18 protein-coding genes and 1 pseudogene are annotated in these 19,622 nt (G+C 72.9%); 11 read left to right on the forward strand and 8 right to left on the reverse strand.

Features of this window, described 5'->3' with window-relative positions; translation table 11 throughout:
- Positions 1–25 precede the first annotated feature (25 nt).
- The 4 genes from AB0E05_RS19340 to AB0E05_RS19355 all read left to right on the forward strand — a co-directional run bounded on the left by AB0E05_RS19340 (position 26) and on the right by AB0E05_RS19355 (position 4,981).
- Positions 26–1,906 (forward strand): hypothetical protein, encoded by a 1,881-nt coding sequence (locus AB0E05_RS19340; RefSeq protein WP_361964930.1) that lies wholly within the window; start codon positions 26–28, stop codon positions 1,904–1,906.
- Positions 1,893–2,309: a hypothetical protein gene (locus tag AB0E05_RS19345; RefSeq protein ID WP_361964932.1), complete on the forward strand. Its 417-nt coding sequence runs from the start codon at positions 1,893–1,895 to the stop codon at positions 2,307–2,309. Before AB0E05_RS19340 ends, AB0E05_RS19345 begins: the two co-directional genes overlap by 14 nt.
- Before the next feature lies 1 nt (position 2,310).
- On the forward strand, positions 2,311–3,144 hold the full coding sequence (locus tag AB0E05_RS19350; protein ID WP_361964934.1) for a hypothetical protein: 834 nt from the start codon (positions 2,311–2,313) through the stop codon (positions 3,142–3,144).
- A gap of 73 nt (positions 3,145–3,217) precedes the next feature.
- Positions 3,218–4,981 carry a serine/threonine-protein kinase gene (locus AB0E05_RS19355; RefSeq protein WP_361964936.1) on the forward strand — a complete coding sequence of 588 codons (1,764 nt, stop codon included), beginning with the start codon at positions 3,218–3,220 and terminating at the stop codon, positions 4,979–4,981.
- 9 nt (positions 4,982–4,990) lie between these two features.
- Here the strand turns inward: AB0E05_RS19355 and AB0E05_RS19360 are convergent, their stop codons facing one another.
- The 7 genes from AB0E05_RS19360 to AB0E05_RS19390 all read right to left on the reverse strand — a co-directional run bounded on the left by AB0E05_RS19360 (position 4,991) and on the right by AB0E05_RS19390 (position 12,298).
- Entirely contained in the window at positions 4,991–5,665 is a 675-nt protein-coding gene (locus tag AB0E05_RS19360) for a hypothetical protein (protein WP_361964938.1), read from the reverse strand.
- A gap of 23 nt (positions 5,666–5,688) precedes the next feature.
- Positions 5,689–6,885, reverse strand: coding sequence for a MerR family transcriptional regulator (locus AB0E05_RS19365; RefSeq protein WP_361964940.1), 1,197 nt, complete (start codon positions 6,883–6,885; stop codon positions 5,689–5,691).
- A 78-nt stretch (positions 6,886–6,963) separates the two neighbouring features.
- A complete protein-coding gene (locus AB0E05_RS19370; RefSeq protein WP_361964942.1) occupies positions 6,964–8,157 on the reverse strand; it encodes a sulfite oxidase in 1,194 nt (397 codons plus the stop codon).
- A 128-nt stretch (positions 8,158–8,285) separates the two neighbouring features.
- Positions 8,286–10,232: a hypothetical protein gene (locus AB0E05_RS19375; RefSeq protein ID WP_361964944.1), complete on the reverse strand. Its 1,947-nt coding sequence runs from the start codon at positions 10,230–10,232 to the stop codon at positions 8,286–8,288.
- A gap of 48 nt (positions 10,233–10,280) precedes the next feature.
- On the reverse strand, positions 10,281–10,559 hold the full coding sequence (locus tag AB0E05_RS19380; protein ID WP_361964946.1) for a hypothetical protein: 279 nt from the start codon (positions 10,557–10,559) through the stop codon (positions 10,281–10,283).
- Positions 10,543–10,812, reverse strand: a complete 270-nt coding sequence (locus AB0E05_RS19385) for a DUF6400 family protein (protein ID WP_361964948.1) — start codon at positions 10,810–10,812, stop codon at positions 10,543–10,545. Before AB0E05_RS19385 ends, AB0E05_RS19380 begins: the two co-directional genes overlap by 17 nt.
- 205 nt (positions 10,813–11,017) lie before the next feature.
- Entirely contained in the window at positions 11,018–12,298 is a 1,281-nt protein-coding gene (locus AB0E05_RS19390) for a TetR family transcriptional regulator (RefSeq protein WP_361964950.1), read from the reverse strand.
- 419 nt (positions 12,299–12,717) lie between these two features.
- Here AB0E05_RS19390 and AB0E05_RS19395 point away from each other — a divergent pair, with 419 nt between their 5' ends.
- Genes AB0E05_RS19395 through AB0E05_RS19425 form a run of 7 tightly spaced genes read left to right on the forward strand, consistent with a single transcriptional unit; the run spans position 12,718 to position 18,852 of the window.
- Complete coding sequence (locus tag AB0E05_RS19395) at positions 12,718–13,905, forward strand: lipid-transfer protein (RefSeq protein WP_361964952.1); 1,188 nt, start codon at positions 12,718–12,720, stop codon at positions 13,903–13,905.
- Positions 13,906–13,908: 3 nt separating this feature from the next.
- A complete protein-coding gene (locus AB0E05_RS19400) occupies positions 13,909–14,397 on the forward strand; it encodes a MaoC family dehydratase N-terminal domain-containing protein (RefSeq protein WP_361964954.1) in 489 nt (162 codons plus the stop codon).
- The gene (locus tag AB0E05_RS19405; protein ID WP_361964956.1) at positions 14,394–14,798 is read left to right on the forward strand and encodes a MaoC/PaaZ C-terminal domain-containing protein; all 405 of its coding nucleotides are present in this window, start codon (positions 14,394–14,396) and stop codon (positions 14,796–14,798) included. The genes AB0E05_RS19400 and AB0E05_RS19405 overlap by 4 nt, the downstream gene beginning before the upstream one ends.
- Before the next feature lie 41 nt (positions 14,799–14,839).
- On the forward strand, positions 14,840–15,643 hold the full coding sequence (locus tag AB0E05_RS19410) for an SDR family oxidoreductase (RefSeq protein ID WP_361964958.1): 804 nt from the start codon (positions 14,840–14,842) through the stop codon (positions 15,641–15,643).
- A gap of 56 nt (positions 15,644–15,699) precedes the next feature.
- The gene (locus tag AB0E05_RS19415) at positions 15,700–16,857 is read left to right on the forward strand and encodes an acyl-CoA dehydrogenase family protein (RefSeq protein ID WP_361964960.1); all 1,158 of its coding nucleotides are present in this window, start codon (positions 15,700–15,702) and stop codon (positions 16,855–16,857) included.
- Positions 16,854–18,020, forward strand: coding sequence for a CaiB/BaiF CoA-transferase family protein (locus tag AB0E05_RS19420; protein WP_361964962.1), 1,167 nt, complete (start codon positions 16,854–16,856; stop codon positions 18,018–18,020). Before AB0E05_RS19415 ends, AB0E05_RS19420 begins: the two co-directional genes overlap by 4 nt.
- A 28-nt stretch (positions 18,021–18,048) precedes the next feature.
- Positions 18,049–18,852, forward strand: a complete 804-nt coding sequence (locus AB0E05_RS19425; RefSeq protein WP_361964964.1) for an SDR family oxidoreductase — start codon at positions 18,049–18,051, stop codon at positions 18,850–18,852.
- Between the two features lie 343 nt (positions 18,853–19,195).
- Here AB0E05_RS19425 and AB0E05_RS19430 read toward each other — a convergent pair.
- A pseudogene (locus AB0E05_RS19430) lies at positions 19,196–19,568 on the reverse strand (acetyl-CoA C-acetyltransferase); the annotation flags it as partial.
- Positions 19,569–19,622 lie beyond the last annotated feature (54 nt).

The following is a 19,622-nucleotide window of genomic DNA, read 5'->3' on the forward strand; positions in this document are numbered from 1 at the left end:
CGCCTACGCTCCTGGGCTCGACCTCATGAACGGAGGGCCTGTGACGGGGATCGCGGTGCCGGGCCAGGCGGGTGTCAAACCCGACCGAGGAGGGGCGGACCGCCCCGCGGAGCCGGCCACGAGCGAGGCGTGCCGTCTGCTGTGCGTGGGAGCGCACACCGACCCGCGCTATCGCGCCCAGGTCATCGACGAGTTGTACGTCCACGAGGAACGGTTCACCGCGCCCTCCTTCGGCTACGACGCGGCGCGCGTCCTCGCCCATGCCCTGATGGCCCGGCGCACCGAACTGGCCTGGGCGCTGGGGATCCTGGCGCTGTGGGTGGTCGCGGTGCCGCTCTCCGACGGCTACTTCTTCCTACTGTTGCTGCCCAGCCTCGTGCTGGCGCTGGTCAGCCGGTTCAACGCCTCCGCCGCCGGGCCGCGCCCGCTGACCCGGGGCGTCGTCCTGCTGGCCCGCTGGTACGCCCGGCTGATGCTGGCCGTGATGGGGGCGAAGCTGGTGGTCGGCGGGGTCACCGGGCTCTTCGTCGACGCCCCGAGGACCAAAGGTGCGCCCGACGGCTGGACCCTTCCGCCGGATGCCAGACCGTCGTCCGATGCCGTCGACGTCACCGACGGCATCTGGCCCTTCGACGGCGCCGAGACGTCCGACACGTTCAACCCCTTCGCCGACTTCACCGCCTTCGACGGGTTCGGCGGCTTCGAGGACCCGGCCCCCGCGCTGCTGGCCGCCTTCCTCTACGCACTGATCATCTTCATGGTGGGGCTGCGGCGCGGCCAGAGCGCCCGGGTGATCACGGGCCCGCTGTCCACCCCGCGCTTCCCCGACGTCGCAGGTGACCCGGCCGAAGCCGCCGCCAGCCTGCGCGGCCAGCGGATCATGGCCGAAATCCGCAGGGAACAGCACTCGCCGCTGACGATGTACCACTCGTCCAACCCCTTCCGCGGCGCCGGCACCGCCTTCCAGGCGTGGAGCCTCGCGGTCGAACTGCGACCCCGCGCCGACTGCGAACCCGTGCCGTTGGACAACCACGCCGTGCTGGAGCGCATCCGACCGCTCGTCGAAGCGCTGCGGACCCCGGCCCCCGGCTCGGCGGGCACCGTCGAAACGGTCCGGGACCGGCTGAGGGAACTCCGCATCGACGAGTGCGTCTTCCTGCCTGCCGAAGGCATCCCCGACCGCGACGGCGCACCGTACGAGGCCGAACTGGCGGCGGAGCACCTGGCCGACGCCGTCGAGGAGGGCGGCGAGGCCCGCCGGCACTTCCTGCGCGTGCGGGTCGGCGGCTGGGAGGAGGACGTGGTCGTCACCGTCTTCGTCCGGGTCCACACCCAGGGCGGCATGCTGATGCTGGAGGTCGCACCGCACGTGCTCGCCCCGGTCAAGGAGCGGTTCCGCGAGGCCGAGCGCGACGCGCACCGGTACGCGTACAACAGCACCGCGGGAAAGCTCGCCTACGCCGTCATCAACACCCCCGCGTCGGTCGGCACGGCCGTCTTCACCCTCTACAGCTCCTGGCTCGGACTGTGGGAGCAGATGACGGGCGGCCACGGCGACGGGCTGCCCGAAGGCCCGGCCCTGTCCGTGCGGGAGCACGGCTCCAAGAACGACGGCTCGCTCCCGCAGAAGGAGAAGGTGTCCCTCTTCCAGGAGATGGACGTCTCGCGGTACCTGAAGAGCGTCCAGGACCGGATCACCGACGGGGTGTCCCAGGCGCTGCGGGAAGCGGGCTGGCAGACCGAGGAGTTCGAGCAGAAGATCGTCCACGTCAGCGGCGGGGTCTACATCGACTCCGCCAGCCACAGCGCCTTCGGCTTCGGCGAACAGAGCACCGCGACGGTGACCAACCTCAGCAAGACCCAGGGCAAGGGCAGGAAGCTGGTGGCAGACCATGACTGGGACTGACGACCTCCCCGCGCGGGGCGACCGGGCGGCGGACGCCGCCGGCGCCGCGGGCGCGACCGTCCGCATCGGCTCGGTGGCGAACAGCGCGCTGACCTTCGGCGCGCACTCCACCGCGACCACCACCAACGTCAGCCACGGGGAGCCCGACGGCGCCCAGCGCGAACTGCTGGCCGCCGTCCGGGCCCTGCGGGCGGACCTGGCACGCTTCGTCAGCACCGCCGACACGGAAGTGCTCGACGCCGAACTCGTCGCCGCCGAGGAGGAGATCACCGCCTCCGGCGAAGCCGGCCGGCCCCGGCTGGAGCGGCTGCGCACCTCGCTCGCCTCGGCCGGCGAGTGGGTGGGCGCCCTCGGCTCGGGCGTCGCCGTCGCCGAACTCGTCACTGCCCTGCTGGGAGGCTGAGGTGAACGACGACGGCACGGCGCGCTGGGACGCGCGGGCCCAGCGGTGGGAACGGGACGAGGAGCCGGTGCCGTACACCGCCCCGCCGCCCCCCTTCCCGCTGCTCCCACCGCAGTGGGACCCCTCCGCCACTGCCTCCGCGCTCCCCACGGTCAAGATCGGCCCCGACGGGGAGGTGGTCCCTGGCCCGCCGCCCGCCACCCGCCGACGGCGGCGGGGTCGCACCGCCGCCGTCGTGGTCGCCTCGATGGCAGCCGTGGCCGCCGTCGCCACCACAATCTGGTACGCCGTCGAGGACGACGGCTCCGCCGGCGCGCGCCCGGGGGCCTCGGCCTCCGCGTCCGACGGCGCGAACGGATCGGGCGACCCGTCCGAGGGCCTGGACCGCACGGACTACACGGTCACCCAGGCCGACGGTTACACGCTCGCCGTCCCCGACGGGTGGCAGCGCAACACCGACTCCAGCAGCATCTACTACACCGATCCGCAGGGCGACGGGGTGCTGATGGTCATGGACCACTCGACCAGCAGCGACACCCCTCTCGACCTGGTGACCAAATCCGACAACGTCCTCACCGGCCAATCCGGCTACCGCCAGGTGGAACTGGGGTACGTGACGAGCGGCGAGGAGAACCCGAGCGACGACGCGGCCGAGCTGACCTACCAGTTCCAGCGGTCCACCTCCGACGAAATGCGCACCTGCATCGAGCGGGCCTTCACCGCGGACGACAGCGACGTCCACGTCGTCTTCATCTGCGGCTCCACCAGCGACATGCCCTTCCAGCGCCGGCTGATGACCACCGTCCTGAAGCACTTCGACCCACCCGGGTCCTGACCCACGGCACGCCCCGCACGGACCGCACGGACCGGGTGACGCGGTGTCGGTCCCATCTCGTAAGCTCCCGGCCATGAGCGGCGGGGACAACGGGAACGCGGCAAGACGCGTCATCGACGAGCGGTTCGAGCTGGAGGCGCGCCTCGGCGGCGGCGGCATGGGGATGGTGTGGCGGGCCAGGGACCTGCTGCTCGACCGGGCCGTGGCGCTGAAGGAGGTCCGGCCGCCGGACCCGGCGCTGGCCGAGTTCGACCCGGAGGCGGCGCGCTCCCTGCGCGCCCGGGTGCTGCGCGAGGCCCGGGCGCTCGCCCGCGTCGACCACCCCAACGTCGTCACCATCCACCACGTCGTCGACGGCGGCGTGGACACCTACCCCTGGCTGGTGATGGAGCTGGTCACGGGCGGTTCGCTCGCGGACCGGCTCGCCCGCGGCCCCATGGAGCCCGTCGAGGCCGCCCTCCTCGGCCGCGAGGTCCTGGCGGCCCTGAGCGCCGCGCACGCCGCGGGCATCCAGCACCGCGACGTCAAGCCGGCGAACGTCCTGCTGCGTCCCGACGGCCGCCCCGTCCTCACCGACTTCGGCATCGCCGCCATCCGCGAGTCCACGGTCCTCACGGCCACCGGGTCCATCATCGGCACCCCGGACTACATGGCCCCCGAGCGCATCACCGGGGAGGACGGCGGCCCCGAGTCCGACCTGTGGTCGCTGGCGATGATGCTGTACGTCGCGGTCGAGGGCCGCCATCCGCTGCGGCGGGCCACGACGCTGGCGACCCTCGCGGCCGTCCTCAACGAGCAGTTGCCGCCGCCGCAGCAGGCGGGCCCGCTGACCGGGGTGCTCCAAGCAGCGCTGGTGAAGGACCCGGCGGCGCGGCCGGGACCGGACGCCCTGGACCGGATGCTCGCCGAGGCGGCCTCGGGGACGGGCGCGGTGCCGGCGTCCACGTCGGGGGGCTTGGCGCCCGGCGCCGCAGACGCCGTTGCCGCCGCGAGCCCGGCCGCCGTCACCGGGGCGCCGTCCGCCGACGCCACGTCGTACCAACTCGCACCGCCGGGCACGGCGGAAGGCTTCGGCGCGCCCACGCCCGCGCCCACCCCCGTGCCCGGGCAGGGCCCCACCGGCCCGCTGGCCGACCCCGTGCCGCAGCCGAGTCCCCCCTCGCGCCTCGGCCGCCGCCTCATGATCGGCTCCTCGCTGCTGTCCACGGCGCTGATCGGCTCCCTCGTCTGGCTCCTGATCCCGAACGGCCAGGACGACAGGAAGGACTCACCCGGATCGGTCGGCACAGGCACCACCGCCCCGCCGAGCCCCGGCGCGAAGGCGTCCGGCGCCACCGCGGGCAAGGGCACGGACCAGGGGAAGGGCACCGAGAAGGGCGAGGTGAAGGACCTTCTGACGCCCGAAGGCATCCGGCTGGCCGTCAAGGAACTGTCGGCGGTCACCGACACCAAGCGGATGGGGCGCTTCACCGTCTACCCGGAGTACGTGGTCGTGCAGACCATGGTCAAAGGCAGCGACACCAAGTACGACACGTACATGTACCGCCTCAACGAGGGCGTCTCCCAGCTGCCGATCAAGGGCGTCCTGTTCACCGGCAACAAGCCCTTCGACGTCGGCGCCTTCAACTGGGACGCGGTCCCCGCCCTGATGGCCAAGGCGAAGCGCGATCTGAACGTCCAGGACCCGACCACCCGGTACCTGGTCGTCAGGGAGCCGAACACCGTCTCCGACCGGAAGCTGGGCATGGCGGTCTACCTGTCGAACGAGTACCGCCAGTCCGGCTATCTGGACGCCACCCCGCAGGGCAAGGTGACCCGGCTGATGCCCGCGGACTGACGGGGCGCGTCAAGGAGCTCCCAGCGCGGCGACGACCCGGCCGACGTCGTCCGACGCGTCGGCCGGCAGCCAACGCGAGGCGTGCACCTGGTGCAGCGCGGTCACCAGCCGGACGCGGTCGTCCTCGCCGCCGAGGTCCGTCAGGTACGCGGGCAGGACGAGCCCGAGCGCCTTGAGGTCGCCGCGGGCGCAGAACCCGGCGAGCAGCTGCGCCACCAGCGGCTCGGCCGGCCGTTCGCGTACCGCACCCGACCAGCGCAGGCCCTCGGCGACCGCGATGCGGATCCACTGCGCGTACGGCCCCCGACAAGCGCAGGGCAGGTCGTCGAGGCGTTCGGCGGCGCGGGCGAAGTGCTCCCGGGCCCGGTCCGGTTCGTCGAGTTCGCGGTACGCGGCGCCGAGGTTCAGGTGCAGCGACGGATAGAAGCCGCTCACGCGCTCGTCGCCGACCCGGTCCGCCCGCTCCAGGCAGACCAGGTTCCAGTGCAGCGCGTCGCGGGGCGTCGGCTGGTGCCGGGCGAGGTAGTGCGCGGCGATGCAGGCGGCGTGGTCGTCGACGGGGTCGGCGGCCTCGGCCGTCTCCCACGCCCGGCGGAACAGGTCGTGCGCCTGCTCGGCGGCGCCGGCCGCCTCGGCGCGCATGCCTTCGGCGCACAGCGCGACGACGGGGTGCTGGGGATCCATGGTGCTGGCCTTTCGGTTCTCGGTCAGTGTTCGGTGCTGGTGCTGGTGCTGGTGCTGGTGCTGGTGCTGGTGTCGGTGTCGGTGTCGGTGTCGGTGGTCAGGCGGACGGGCATCGCGAGGGTGGTGAAGCTGCCCTGGTCGGCGGAGCGGATCACGACGGGCTGCGTCGCGTCGGCGACCTCCAGCAGCACGTCGGGGCCCACGCTCGCCTCCAGGGCCGGCAGGAGGACGTCCGGGTCCATCGCGAACGGGATCGTCACACCGGGGGCGATGGCAGACAGTTCGGTCGGCGCCGCCCCGCGCTCGGCGACGGACGCGATCGTCAACCGTCGGTCCGTGGCCGTGAGCCGGAGCGGGCCCGTCGGGCGGGCGCCGTCGGCGACGGCGGCGCGCAGGGCGCTCCGGTCGACCACGATCCGCTGTCGCACCGTCGGCAGACCCGAGAGGACCGCTCCATAGTCCGGATACGTCCCCTCCTCGGCGTCTGCGGACCGCAGCGGCCAGCTGCTGCCGTCCTCGCCGGACAGCCGGCCGCCGGCTGCGTCGGCGCATGCCTCGATCACGACCCCCGGCTGCCGCAGCGCCCAGGCGGCGACCTCCGGCACCACCCCGGCCTCCAGCGTCAGCCGGGCCCCACCACCCTCAACAGAAACGGCGCGCAGCTCGCGCACCGCGAGCCGGTAGCGGTCCGTGGCCACCACGCGCACCTCCTGTCCGTCGAGTTCGACCAGGACGCGTCCGAGTACGGGGAACTCGCGGCGTGCGGGGGCCGGGGCGACCGCGGGCGCGACCTGGCGCAGAGCGCTCGCCCATTCCGCGCCGCCGACCACCGCCCGTGCCGTCGCAGCCGTCGTCGCGGTCAGCGTGCCCAGGACGTCCGCGAGCGTGGCGTGCGCCGCCGCCGCGGTCCGGCGGACCCGGTGCGCGTGGTCCGCCAGGACCTCCCGGGCCCGCTGCCGGTCCCCGTCGAGGACCACGGTCGCGTCCGTGAGCGGCAGCCCGGCCTCCCGCAGCCGCCGCACCAGCACCGCGCGGGCTTCCTGGCGGGGCGCGTAGGAGCGGTACCCCGTCACCGCGTCCACGTGCGCGGGCCGCAGCACCCCGCAGTCGTCGTAGAACCGCAGGGCGCTGGGCGCGAGGCCCACCAGCCGGGCGAAGGCCCCGATGCCCATCAGCTCGTCGTCACGGCCGTCGTCGGAGTGGTCGTCGGTGTCGTTCATGACCGTGATGGTGCGGGTTCAAGCCGCTCGAAAGTCAAGCGCGGCCTGCGGCCTCCGGCGCCCTGCTGGCCGGGGTCCTCAGATGACGGTCACCGGGTGCCGGACGACGGCGTCGAAGAGGTAGCCCTGGGTGTTGTGGGCGGTCCGCGCGGGCTGGGTGTTCCCGGCCTGGTCGGTCGTCCGTGACAGCAGGTGGACGGGCCCGGTGTCCTCGGGTCGCCAGGGCAGGGCCCACCGCACCCAACCGTCGGGGCGCGGCACGTCGCACAGCCGTGCCGTGCTCCAGTGCGCCCCGCCGTCCATGCTCACCTCGACCCGTCGCACCGGAGCGGCTGCCGACCAGGCGCGGCCGGTGAGCAGGTGCTCCCGACCGGCGGGGAGCTGCGCGCCCGGCGCCAGCTCGAAGGCGCTCTTCAGCGTCTGACGGGTCAGCGGCGCGGACCCCTCGGGCGGGTGGCCCGCGCCGAAGAGCCGGTAGAAGCGGGTGGTCCACGGCGAGTCCAGCGGCGTCTCGCTGACCTCGATGTCGCCGACCCACTTCACCGAGGCGATCCCTATCCACGACGGCACGACGACCCGCACCGGGAAGCCGTGGTCGTACGGCAGCGGCTCGCCGTTCATCTCGTACGCGAGGATCACGTCGTCCACCGCCTTCGCCAGCGGCAGCGGGCGGCGCACCCGCCCCAGGCTGACGCCGTCGGTGACGAACTCGTCGTCCAGGCCGCGGGGCATCACGGCGACCGCGGACGGCGACGCGCCCGCCCGCTCCAGCACGTCCCGCAGCCGCACCCCGCGCCAGCGGGCCGCGCCGATCGCCCCCAGCGTCCACGGGGTGCCGCTGACCGGCTCGCCCTGCTGCGTGGCGAAGTAGCTGCGGCCGTTGCCCGCGCACTCGACGACGGCGGTACGGGTGACGGACGGAAGCGAGCGCAGCCGTGCGTAGTCGAACTCGACGGAGCGGCGCCCCCGCAGCCCGCTGCCCCACACCGTCAGCTTCCAGTCGCCCTCGCTCAGCCGGGGAGTGGAGGTGTGGTTGCGGACGAAGAAGCGGTCGGCGGGGGTGAGCAGCCCGGTGCCGCGGAACGCTTCCGTACGGGTCTCGGCGTTGGTGCCGCGCAGGGTGAACACCTCGGGCGGCAGCGGTTTGACGATGCCCGGCGCCGCCCGGGCGACGGGCGCGGCCGATGCGGTGGCGGCGGTGGCGACGGGTGCGGCCAGGGGAGCGGCGGCCAGCAGCTTCAGCAGGTCACGGCGGTCGATGGCAGGGGACACAACAGCCTCCCGGCAGAGGGGGAACGCCCTTCGCCGCGATGCTAGTTGCACCGGCCGCGCCTCCTCTGTCCGTTCATCGAGTCGACACGATCGACAGGCCGGGGGTGTCGCCTGCCGTCGGGCCGCGGTCAGAGCAGCAGGACCACGGCGGCCCAGAGGAGGGTGAAGCCCGCGAGGACCGGGCCGAGCGGTGTGCCCTGGTCGCGGGACTCGGCGTCCTCGGTCGGGCGCAGCTCCGGGTAGTGCAGCATCGCCCGCAGCGCCTCGCTGGCCTCCGTCGCGGCGGAGCCCTTGCCCAGGCGCCGCTGGAACCAGCCGGCGCTGACCGGCATCAGCTCGATCTCGTCGTGGCTCCCCGAGATGCTGATCTCGATGGTGTCGTGGGCGTGCCGGACGCCGGCGATCCGCTCCCAGCGCACATGGCGCACGCGCCAGCCGCCCCGCACCCACACCCCGCCGCGGTCCGCGGTCAGGCGCCAGTTGAGCGCCGTGGCCACGATGGTCGTGAAGAAGGACAGCGCGAACAGCGCCAGCACCTTGTGCCAGGACCAGTCGCCGTCCAGGACCTGTGCGAGGGTCAGGCCCTGGGCGAGCAGCAGGAACACGCCGACGCCGCGCGAGCCGCCGTCGGCCGTCCAACTGCGGGGGGCGGCGGTCGGTCGCATCCCGTCGGCGACCTCGCGCACCGGGCGGCGGCGCGGTCGCCGACGGGCGGACTGCTGCTCGGGCGTCCTCGCCGTGCCCCGCAGCCGGGTCCCGGCGAAGGCCGCGGGGTCCACGAGCCGCGGGCCGTACGGCCGCACGGGGGTGACGCTGCGTTCGACGTCGACCTGCTCCGTGCCCGTCGGCTCCGGGGCGAGGAAGGCGACTTCGGCACCGGAGTACGGTGCGCCGAGGAGCACCGCCTCCCGCAGCGGCGGGTTCTTGCCGCACGCCAGCAAGGCGTCGAACCGTTCCTGCTCGTCCTCCTGGGCTTCGACGACCTCCTCGAAGACCTGGTCGATGCCGTCGTCCGGCTGGTGGCCCGCCTCGGTGACGTACAGCGAGTGGAAGGTGAGGAGCGGGCGTTCGGCGGCGCGGTCGTCGGCCGCGTACACGTACGTACGGGCGTCCTCCTCGCCGTCGTGCACCAGGACCCGGAGCGCGGGCAGCGCGCGGCCGTTGAGCGAGCGGGCCCTGAGGTGGCCGGTCACCCCGTTGACGAGGAACGCGAGGCCGGGGACCGCGCTCAGCACCAGCAGCAGCTCCCAGTCGAAGATGTCGTACGGCTCCGCGACCAGCCGGACCCAGTCGCCGTCGACGACGAGGTCCACGGTGGTCCCCACGGGATAGTCCTCGGGGAAGACCGTGTCGAGGGTGTGCCGGCGCTGGTCGTCCCGGGCCTCGACGACCAGCGTCGACGTGTCGTCCTCGTCGGCGTCGACCTCGATGACCTCGGCGCTCACCCGGGTCGCGCCCGCGGCCCGGTCCTCGTGACCGGACACCACGTCCAGGGCGCGCCAGAGGGCGAACGTCGACACCGCGAGCAACAGCACCCCGACGACGAGGGAGAGTCGACCGCGCTTGAAGTCCCCCGAGCCGTGAGGGAGTTGCTGCCGTACGTCACCGGCAGCCGCTTCGGCGAGCGTCCGTTGGCGCCGGGCGGCGCCGATCCGGTGGACCATCGTCACCATGGCGAAGCCGAGCGCGCCGAGCAGCGCGAGTGCCCCGGTGCCGAGGTCGGACGGGGCGAAGCCCGCCTCGATCAGAACGGCCGCGGTGAGCGTGGACAGGCCGGCGAGGGCCAGGAGCGGCTGGCGCCAGACCCAGTACGGGCACAGCAGCGCCAGCACCGACAGGGTGAGGCTCGGCCACGAACTGGCACACGGCTGGGCCGTCGTGCACGCCTCCTCCGGAGCGGACGCGACGAACCACACCATGCCGACGGCCAGCGCGAGGACCGCCCCCATCGGGTGCGCCCAGCGTCGCGGGGCGGCGGCCGACCAGCGCGCGGCGTCCGCGGACCGCCAGGCCGCGGTGCCCGCGGGTATGTGCTCGGCAGGGAGGGGAAGAGGAAGTTCGCTCACAAATCGCATTATTGCGTGAGCTGTTAGTACGGTGTGACCTGGGCCGACGCCGGCCGATCAGGCGGCGGTGTCCGGCTCCGGGCGGTGCTCGCGCGGCGCGCCGTCCCCATCCGGGCGACGGGCCCGGCCGGGCCGGGTGTCCAGCGTCCACAGATGGGTGCAGTTCGGGCACTGGAGGTGGACGACGGGTCCCTTGTTGGCGATCAGGTAGCGCCAGTGGTCCCGGCAGTTGCGACGCTGGGCGCAGGTCGTGCAGGAACGGGCGTCGTCACAGGCGGGGCAGGCCACCCAGGCCCGCCGCGCGTCGTCCGCCTGCGGGTCAATGGGCAGCCGCACGGCCCGGCCCCTCGTTCCGCAGCACCCCGGCCGCCACCAGCATGTCGTAGGTCCGGCGCTGCTCGGCGTCGAGGTTCGCGTACAGCCGTGCGTACGCCTCCTCCTCGTCGCGCAGCGCGGCCACGGGGTCCCAGTCCGGGCCCAGCGCGGCGACGACCTCGGCCCGACGGCGGGCCTCCTCGAAGGTCAGGTCGATCGCGAAGGGCACGAGGCCGGGGGCCTCGTCGCGGTTCTGGTCGTCCGTGGCTTTCATGGCATTGCTTCCGGTGTGGGGGTGTTCCTCCCAGCTGTACCAGAGGCCCGCCCGGACAAGGAAGGGTGACCTAAGTCTCCTGTCCCGGACGGCGCTGCCAACACCCCCGGGCCGGGCGGTCGGCCACGCAGGCCGGCGGTCGGCGTGTGACGCGGATCACCGCTGCGCCGGGTCGCGGGACCCCCGCCCGGCCCGGGCCGCGCCCCTACCGCTCGGCCGGTGGCGCGTCCAGCAGCGCGCTGCCGATCTCGGCGAGGCGCTCGGTGAGGTCGGGTCGGCCGCCGAGCCGGCCGGTGCGCACCGCGTTGTCGACGACCGTCAGTACGGCGCTGACGACGATCCGCGCCTCGGCGGCGTCCGCCTCCGGCCGCAGCTCCTGGTAGAGCCGGCCCCACAGCTCCAGGTACTCCCGCTGGCCCTGGCGCGCCGAGCGCCGCTCCTTCTCCGGGAGCTGGTCCAGCTCGCCGAGGAGTAGCCCGATCAGATGGGCGTGCTCCAGGGCGAAGTCGATGTACGCCCGCAGCAGCCGGTGCAGGGTCTCGCGCGGGGTCCCCGGGGCCTCCAGTGCCCGTGCCGTACCCGCCCGGCGGCCCTCGCCGCCGCGCAGGATGCCCGCCACGAGCAGGTCCGTCTTGGTGGGGAAGTGCTTGTAGATGCTGGGCCCGGAGGCGCCCGCCGCCTCCCCGATGTCGTCCGTGCTCACCGACTGGAAGCCCCGCTCGTCGAAGAGGCGCAGGGCGGTCGTGAGGATCTCCTCGCGCCGGGACACCGCGAGGGCGGCGTACGCGCCGGGCGCACGCTCCTCGGGCGCCGCGCCGGGTGCGGCGTCGGCGGTGCCCAGCTCGCAGTACGCCACGGCGGACGCCAGCCGTCGCAGCACGTCCTCGAAGCGGCGGCGCGGCAGCGAGGTGCGGTGCCAGGAGATGGAGCCGTACACCGACAGCAGGGACCAGGCGAGCAGGGTCCGGTCGGCGGGGGACAGCTCCGGGCGGCGGGAACCGATCAGCGCGGCGAGCTGACCCGCGATCTCGATCAGGGTGTGCCGGGCCCGCTCGCGGTGCTCCGCCGGCAGGTTGCGCGCCTCCCGCTGCCAGATGACCGCCGTCCCGCGGCGGTCGATGGTCTGCGCCGTGACGGTGGCGAGGTAGTCGTCGAGGTCGTCCGCCGCGGCCACGGACGCCGTCATCGTGTCGAGGGTGCGGTCCACCACGTGCGCCAGCAGGTCGGGCTTGCCGCGGAAGTGCCGGTACAGCGCGGGGGCCGTGATGCCGACGGCGGCGGCCACGTCCGCCACCGCGATGTTGTGGTAGCCGCGATCGCGGAAGAGTTCGTGCGCCGCGTCGACGATCCGCGCCTTGCGGTCCGGGGGCCTACGGGTGCCCGTGCGCTTGGCGGCTTCGGTGGGCATCGTGGTCCGTCCCTCGCTGTGGGCCGCCCCGGGGGCGGGCCACTTGCCCGGGTCGGCGACGTCGTTCGTTTCGCACAAGGTACCGCAACCACCCGGCCGTTGTGATCAAAGACTCACCAAGTGGAGTCGTCCCTTCCGGCTGCTCTCGCCCGCAGGTTGCTTTGTGCCCCTTCGTTCTTGCGCGGCTCTGCCGCTGGCCCCCTCGCCCGAAAGTGAACAATCCCTAACGTAGGGCGCACCCGTTCGCGTTCGCCGTACCGGCGCCCCGGGGGTGCGCCCCCACTCTTGCGTCCGAAGGATCCGGGCCGGCGCCGGGCCCCCGCCCGGGTCGCTCGTTGAACTTTCTTTGAATCCCTGACGGGGTCGCCGGCCCGGGCTCGGTCACCGAGCCTTGCGGTGACTGTGGAAAAACCATTTATCTAGCAAGAGAACCCCTTGACACAAGCCAAGACGGCCAAGAAAGTGAAGATGCGATAACCGAAGCAAGGGAGGGTGACATGAGTCGGCGAGCGCTCGTGGCCGGAGTGGGCATGGTCCCGTTCGCAAAACCCAGCGCGGCCCGTACGTACGACGAGATGGGGGCCGGCGCCGTCGACATGGCGCTCCGCGACTCCGGACTCGACTACGCCGCGGTCCAGCAGGTCTACGCGGGATACGTCTACGGCGACTCCACCTGCGGACAGCGGGTGGTCTACCGCTTCGGGATGACGCGCGTGCCCGTGCTCAACGTCAACAACAACTGCGCATCCGGCTCCTCCGCGCTGTGGCTCGCCCGCCAGGCCGTCGAGAGCGGCGCGACCGAGTGCGCGCTCGCCGTCGGCTTCGAGCAGATGCCGCCCGGCGCCCTCGGCGCCAAGTGGACCGACCGCCCCGTCCCGCTCACCGACTTCGCCGCCGCGCTGCGCGAGGTGTACGACGTCGACCCCGAACTGCCCATGACCCCGCAGTACTTCGCCGCCGCCGGCGAGGAGTACCGGTCGAAGTACGGCATGCGCGCGGAGACCTTCGCCAAGGTCGCCGTCAAGGCCCGCCGGCACGCCGCGGCCAATCCGTACGCCGTCTTCCGCGACCCCGTCAGCGAGCGGGACGTGCTGGACTCCCCGCGGATCGCCGGCCCGCTGACCCGGCTCCAGTGCTGCCCGCCCACCTGCGGCGCCGCCGCCGCGATCGTCTGCTCCGAGGAGTTCGCCCGCGCCCACGGCATCGCACCGAAGGTCGCCATCGCCGCCCAGGCACTCCAGTCGGACGCCGCCGGACTCTTCGACGCCAAGAGCGCCATCTCGCTCGTCGGCGCCGACGTCACCCGCGCCGCCGCCACCGAGGTGTACGAGAAGGCCGGCGTCGACCCCCGGGACGTCGCGGTCGTCGAGCTGCACGACTGCTTCACCGTCAACGAGGTCCTCAGCTACGAAGCGCTCGGCCTGTGCGACGAGGGCGACGCCGAGCGGTTCATCCTCGACGGCGACAACACCTACGGCGGACGCGTGGTCACCAACCCCTCCGGCGGCCTGCTCTCCAAGGGCCATCCGCTCGGCGCCACCGGACTCGCCCAGACCGCCGAGATCACCTGGCAGCTGCGCGGCGAGGCAGGCGCCCGGCAGGTCGAGGGCGTCACCCTCGGCCTCCAGCACAACCTCGGACTCGGCACCGCCGGAGTCGTCACCCTCTTCGAGAAGGTCTCGTAACCGATGCCCATCGACCGTGCCGTCATCGGCACCCGCACCCCCGACCACACCGTGGAGGTGGAGCGGGGCCGGCTGCGCTTCTTCGCCCTCGCCACCGGGCAGACCGACCCCGGCTACCTCGACGCCGCGGCGGCCGACGCCGCCGGCCACCGCGACCTGCCCGTCCCGCCGACGTTCTTCTTCTGCCTGGAGATGGAGAACCCGCACCGCGGCGACCTGCTCGCCGACCTCGGCGTCGACCCGCGCACGATCCTCCACGGCGGCCAGTCCTTCGCGTACCACGCCATGGCGTACGCGGGCGACCGGCTCACCTTCAGCACGGAGGTCACCGACGTGTACGCGAAGAAGGGCGGCGCGCTGGAGTTCGTCGTGCGCACCACCCGCGTCACCCGCGACGGCGCCCCCGTCGCCACCCTCACCGGCACCATCGTCGTCCGCGGCGGCTCCACCGGCTCCACCAAGTCCAACAAGGCCACGGAGGCGGCGGCATGACGAGCGGCATGAAGACCGGGGACACCTTCACCCTCGTCGCACCCGAGGTCACCCGCACCGTGCTCGCCCTGTACGCGGGCGCGTCCGGCGACCACAACCCGGTGCACATCGACATCGACGCCGCCCGCGCGGTCGGCATCGACGACGTCTTCGCCCACGGCATGCTCTCCATGGCCTATCTGGGACGGCTGCTCACCGACGCCGTCCCGCAGGAGCGCATCCGCTCGTACGAGGTGCGCTTCACCGCGATCACGCCCGTGCGCGCCACCCCCACCTGCACCGGGACCGTCACCCGCGTCGAGGACGGCGCCGCCCACCTCGATCTGACGGTGGCCCTCCCCGACGGCACGGTCACGCTCCGCGGCGGCGCCGTGATCGCGCTCGACCCCGCGACCGCGTGACCCCCCGACTCCGAACCGATCTGAAGAGAAGAGACAGCACCATGGGAACCATGGACGGCAAGGTCGCCATCGTCTCCGGCTCCGGCCGGGGCATCGGCCGGGAGATCGCCCTCAAGCTCGCCTCCGAAGGCGCCGCGGTCGTCGTCAACGACCTCGACGCCGCGCCCGCCGAGGAGACGGCCAAGGACATCGAGGCCGCCGGCGGCCGTGCGGTGACCTGCGTCGGCTCCGTCGTCGACGCGGACTTCGCCGAGCGCTTCGTTACCACCGCCACGGACACCTTCGGCGGGCTCGACGTCATCGTGAACAACGCCGGGTACACCTGGGACACCGTCATCCAGAAGATGACGGACGAGCAGTGGGACGCCATCCTCGACGTCCACTTGAAGGCCCCCTTCCGCATCCTGCGCGCGGCCCAGCCCTACCTCCGCAACAACCCCGTCGACCACCACCGCAAGGTCGTCAACATCGCGTCGGTGTCCGGGCTCTACGGCAACCCGGGGCAGGCCAACTACTCCGCCGCCAAGGCCGGGATCATCGGTCTGACGAAGACGCTCGCCAAGGAGTGGGGCCGCTACAAGGTCAACGTCAATGCCGTCGCGTACGGCTTCATCCTGACCCGGATGACCGAGGCCACCGCCACCGACGACGCGTTCGTGGAGATCGAGGGCCGACGCATCAAGGTCGGGGTCTCCCCGCAGATCGCCGCGGCCGTCGCCCGCACCAACCCCTTCGGCCGCCCCGGCACCCCCACCGAGGCCGCCGGCGCCGTCTACCTGCTGTGCACCCCCGAGTCGAACTACATCAACGCCCAGGTCCTCACGGTCGACGGCGGATCCCGCTGACGTCCGTACCCGCTCCGCCGCATCCCCAGCCCCTTCGTCGAACCCAGGGACCCGCCATGAAGCGCAGTATCTACAGCCAGGAGCACGAGGACTTCCGCTCCATGATCGCCGACTTCATCACCAAGGAGGTGAAGCCGCACTTCGAGCAGTGGGAGCGGGACAACCTCGTCGACCGCGACCTGTTCCGCAAGCTGGGCGCCCTCGGCGTGATGGGCTTCGACGTCCCCGAGGAGTACGGCGGCAGCGGCGCGACCAGCTACAAGTACCAGGCGGTCATCACCGAGGAGAGCGCCAGGGCCGCGGTCTCCTTCGGCCACTTCGGCGTCTCCACCGGCATCGTCCTGCCGTATCTGCTCAACCACGCGAGCGACGAGCAGAAGAAGCGCTGGTTCCCCTCGATCGCCACCGGCGACACGATGCTGTGCATCGCGATGACGGAGCCCGGCACCGGCTCCGACCTGGCGGGCATCCGCACCACCGCCAAGCTCTCCGCCGACGGCACCCACTACGTCCTCAACGGCGCGAAGACCTTCATCACCGGCGCCCGCAACTCGGAGTTGTGCGTGGTCGTGGCGCGCACCTCGCCGGCCCGCGCCGACGACCGCCGCTTCGGCCTGAGCCTGCTGGTGGTCGCCACCGACAGCGAGGGCTTCGAGTTCGGCCGCAAGCTGGAGAAGATCGGCCTGCGCTCCTCCGACACCAACGAACTGTCCTTCACCGACGTCCGCGTCCCCGTCGAGAACCTCCTCGGCGAGCAGGACCGGGGCTTCTCCTACCTGGGCCGCAACCTCGCCCGCGAACGCCTCCAGATCGGCGTCGGCGCCTGCGCCACCGCGACCGCCGCGATCCAGTTCGCCAAGGAGTACACCCAGCAGCGGCAGGTCTTCGGCACCGCCGTGGCGTCCTTCCAGAACACCAAGTTCGTCCTCGCCGAGTGCGCCACCGAGGTCGCGGCCCTCCAGGCGATGGTGGACCAGGGCGTCGAACTCGACGACGCGGGGGAGCTGACCGCCGCCGACGCCGCCAAGATCAAGCTCTTCGGCACCGAGGTAGCCGGCCGCGTCATCGACAAGTGCCTGCAACTGCACGGCGGTTACGGCTACATGCTGGAGTACCCGATCGCCCGGCTGTACGCCGACACCCGGGTCTCCCGGATCTACGGCGGCACCAGCGAGGTCATGAAGACCATCATCGCGAAGGACCTCGGACTGTGACGGAACGAGCCGGGGCCGCCGCGCGCGGCCCGCTGGCCGGGATCCGGGTCGTCGAACTCGGCGGCATCGGACCCGGCCCGTTCGCCGGGATGCTCCTCGCCGACCAGGGCGCCGAGGTCATCCGGGTCGACCGGCCCGCCGAAGCCGGCACGCCCTCGCGCCACCCGGTGCTGCACCGCGGACGCCGCTCGGTCGTCCTCGACGTGAAGGACCCGGCCGGCGTCGAGGCCGCCCGCCGACTCGTCGACACCGCGGACGCCCTCATCGAGGGCTTCCGCCCCGGCGTCACCGAACGGCTGGGCCTCGGCCCGAAGGAGTGCCTGGCCCGCAACCCCCGGCTGGTGTACGGGCGGATGACCGGCTGGGGCCAGGACGGGCCGCTCGCCCAGGCGCCGGGCCACGACATCAACTACATCGCCGTCGCCGGCGCGCTGGGTGCCCTCGGCGACGACGGCGAAGTCCCCCCGGTGCCGCTGAACCTCGTGGGCGACATGGGCGGCGGGGGCATGCTGCTCGCCCTCGGCATCACCACCGCCCTCGTGCACGCCCAGCGCACCGGCGTCGGACAGGTCGTCGACGCCGCCATGACCGACGGCACCGCGATCCAACTCGCCCTCATCCACGGGCTGCTGGGCGTCGGGCGCTGGACGGACGCCCGCGGCGCCAACCTCTTCGACGGCGGCGCCCCCTTCTACCGCGCCTACCGCACGTCCGACGGCGGCCACATGGCCGTCGGCAGCGTCGAGCCCCAGTTCCACGCCGTCCTGCTGGACGTCCTCGGCCTCGGTGACGACCCGCTCTTCGCCCGACAGCACGACCGCGCCAACTGGCCGCGGATGGCGCAGCGGATGGCCGAGGTCTTCGCCACCCGCACCCGGGACGAGTGGACGGCGGCCTTCGACGGCACCGAGTCCTGCGTCACCCCCGTGTACGGCCTCACCGAGGCGGCGCACCACCCCCACAACGCGGCCCGGGGCACGTACTACACCGAGGACGGGCTGCTCCAGCCGGCGCCCGCGCCGCGCTTCGCCGCCACCCCCGCCGACCGGCCGCGGCCGGCGCCCGTCATCGGCGCCCACACGCGCGAGGTGCTGGAGGAACTCGGTCTCGACGCCGCGGCCGTCGACGCCCTGGCCCTCGGCCCGAGCACGACCACCCGCTGACCTTCAGCACGACCGAGGAAGTAGACCCATGGGAACCATGGACGGCAAGGTCGCCATCGTCTCCGGCTCCGGCCGGGGCATCGGGCGGGAGATCGCCCTCAAGCTCGCCTCCGAAGGCGCCGCGGTCGTCGTCAACGACCTCGACGCCGCGCCCGCCCACCAGACCGTCGAGGACGTCGTCGCCGCCGGGGGCCGCGCCGCGGCCTGCGTCGGCTCGGTCACCGACGAGGGCTTCGCCGAGCGCTTCGTCGCCACCGCCACGGACACCTTCGGCGGGCTCGACGTCGTCGTGAACAACGCCGGCTACACCTGGGACACCGTCATCCAGAAGATGACCGACGAACAGTGGCACACCGTCCTGGACGTGCACCTCACCGCGTCCTTCAAGATCCTGCGGGCCGCCCTGCCCTACTTCCGCGCCAACCCAGTCGACCACCACCGCAAGGTCGTCAACATCTCCTCCACCTCCGGCTTCTACGGCAACCTCGGCCAGGCCAACTACGCCGCCGCCAAGGCCGGGATGATCGGTCTGACGAAGACGCTCGCCAAGGAGTGGGGCCGCTACAAGGTGAACGTCAACGCGGTCGCGTTCGGCTTCATCCTGACCCGGATGACCGAGGTCACCGCCGCGGACGGCGCCACTCTGACCATCGACGGCCGGGAGATCAAGGTGGGCATCAACCCGGAGCGGGCCGCCAGCGCGGCCAGGACGATCCCCCTGGGCCGCCCCGGCACCCCCGAGGAGGCCGCGGGCGCGGTGTACGCCCTGTGTCTCCAGGAGACCAACTACGTCTCCGGCCAGTGCCTGGTGGTCGACGGCGCGCGCGTCTGAGCGAGCCGCCCCTTCCGCCGGTGCGGTTGCTTCGGCGGGCGCGGTGGCGCCGCGCTGGTTGCGCGGTGATGGCGCCTGCGGCCCGGCTGGGCTGTTCGCGCAGTTCCCCGCGCCCCTGTTTCGCTGCCGCCGGTACTTGCCTGCTGCCCGGTGGGGACCAACGCTTCCGCAGGGTATAGCGGCTCCGTCCAAAGACACCCGGGAGCGCAACCTTGCCCACCTTTCGCGGAGTTCCGGGGCGTACGACTCGATGACGCGGCGCTGGCCGTCCAACTGCGCCGGGGCCACGGCTCGGCCCCCGCTCTCGACGACGAGAGAGCGGGGGCCGAGCCGTTCGCACGCGTCAGAGCAGTTCCAGGACCGTCGCTTTCGCCATTCCGCCCGCCTCGCACATGGACTGGAGGTCGTAACGGATGCCGTTGTCCCGCATGTGGTGGACGAGGGTGGTCATCAGCCGAGCCCCGGAGCCGCCGATGGGGTGGCTCCGGGGCCATGGCACCGCCGTTGGGGTTGAGCCGTGCGTAGTCGGCGCCCGTCTCGCGCAGCCAGGCCGCCGGCACCGATGCGAACGCCTCGTTGATCTCGTATGCGCCGATGTCGTCGAGGGCGAGTCCGGCCCGCTTCAGCGCCTTCGCCCTCGCCGGGTCGAGCCCGGTCCGCTCGACGAGCGCGGTGAGGACGGCGGCCGACAGGGACGCCGAGTGCAGGGTGGACAGGGAGCCGCCTCGTTTGCCGACGGCGGTGCGTACCGCGTCGACGATCACGGCGCG

Origin of the sequence: Streptomyces sp. NPDC048057 (assembly GCF_040653095.1) — a bacterium.
In the GTDB taxonomy this organism is placed as follows: Bacteria; Actinomycetota; Actinomycetes; order Streptomycetales; family Streptomycetaceae; genus Streptomyces.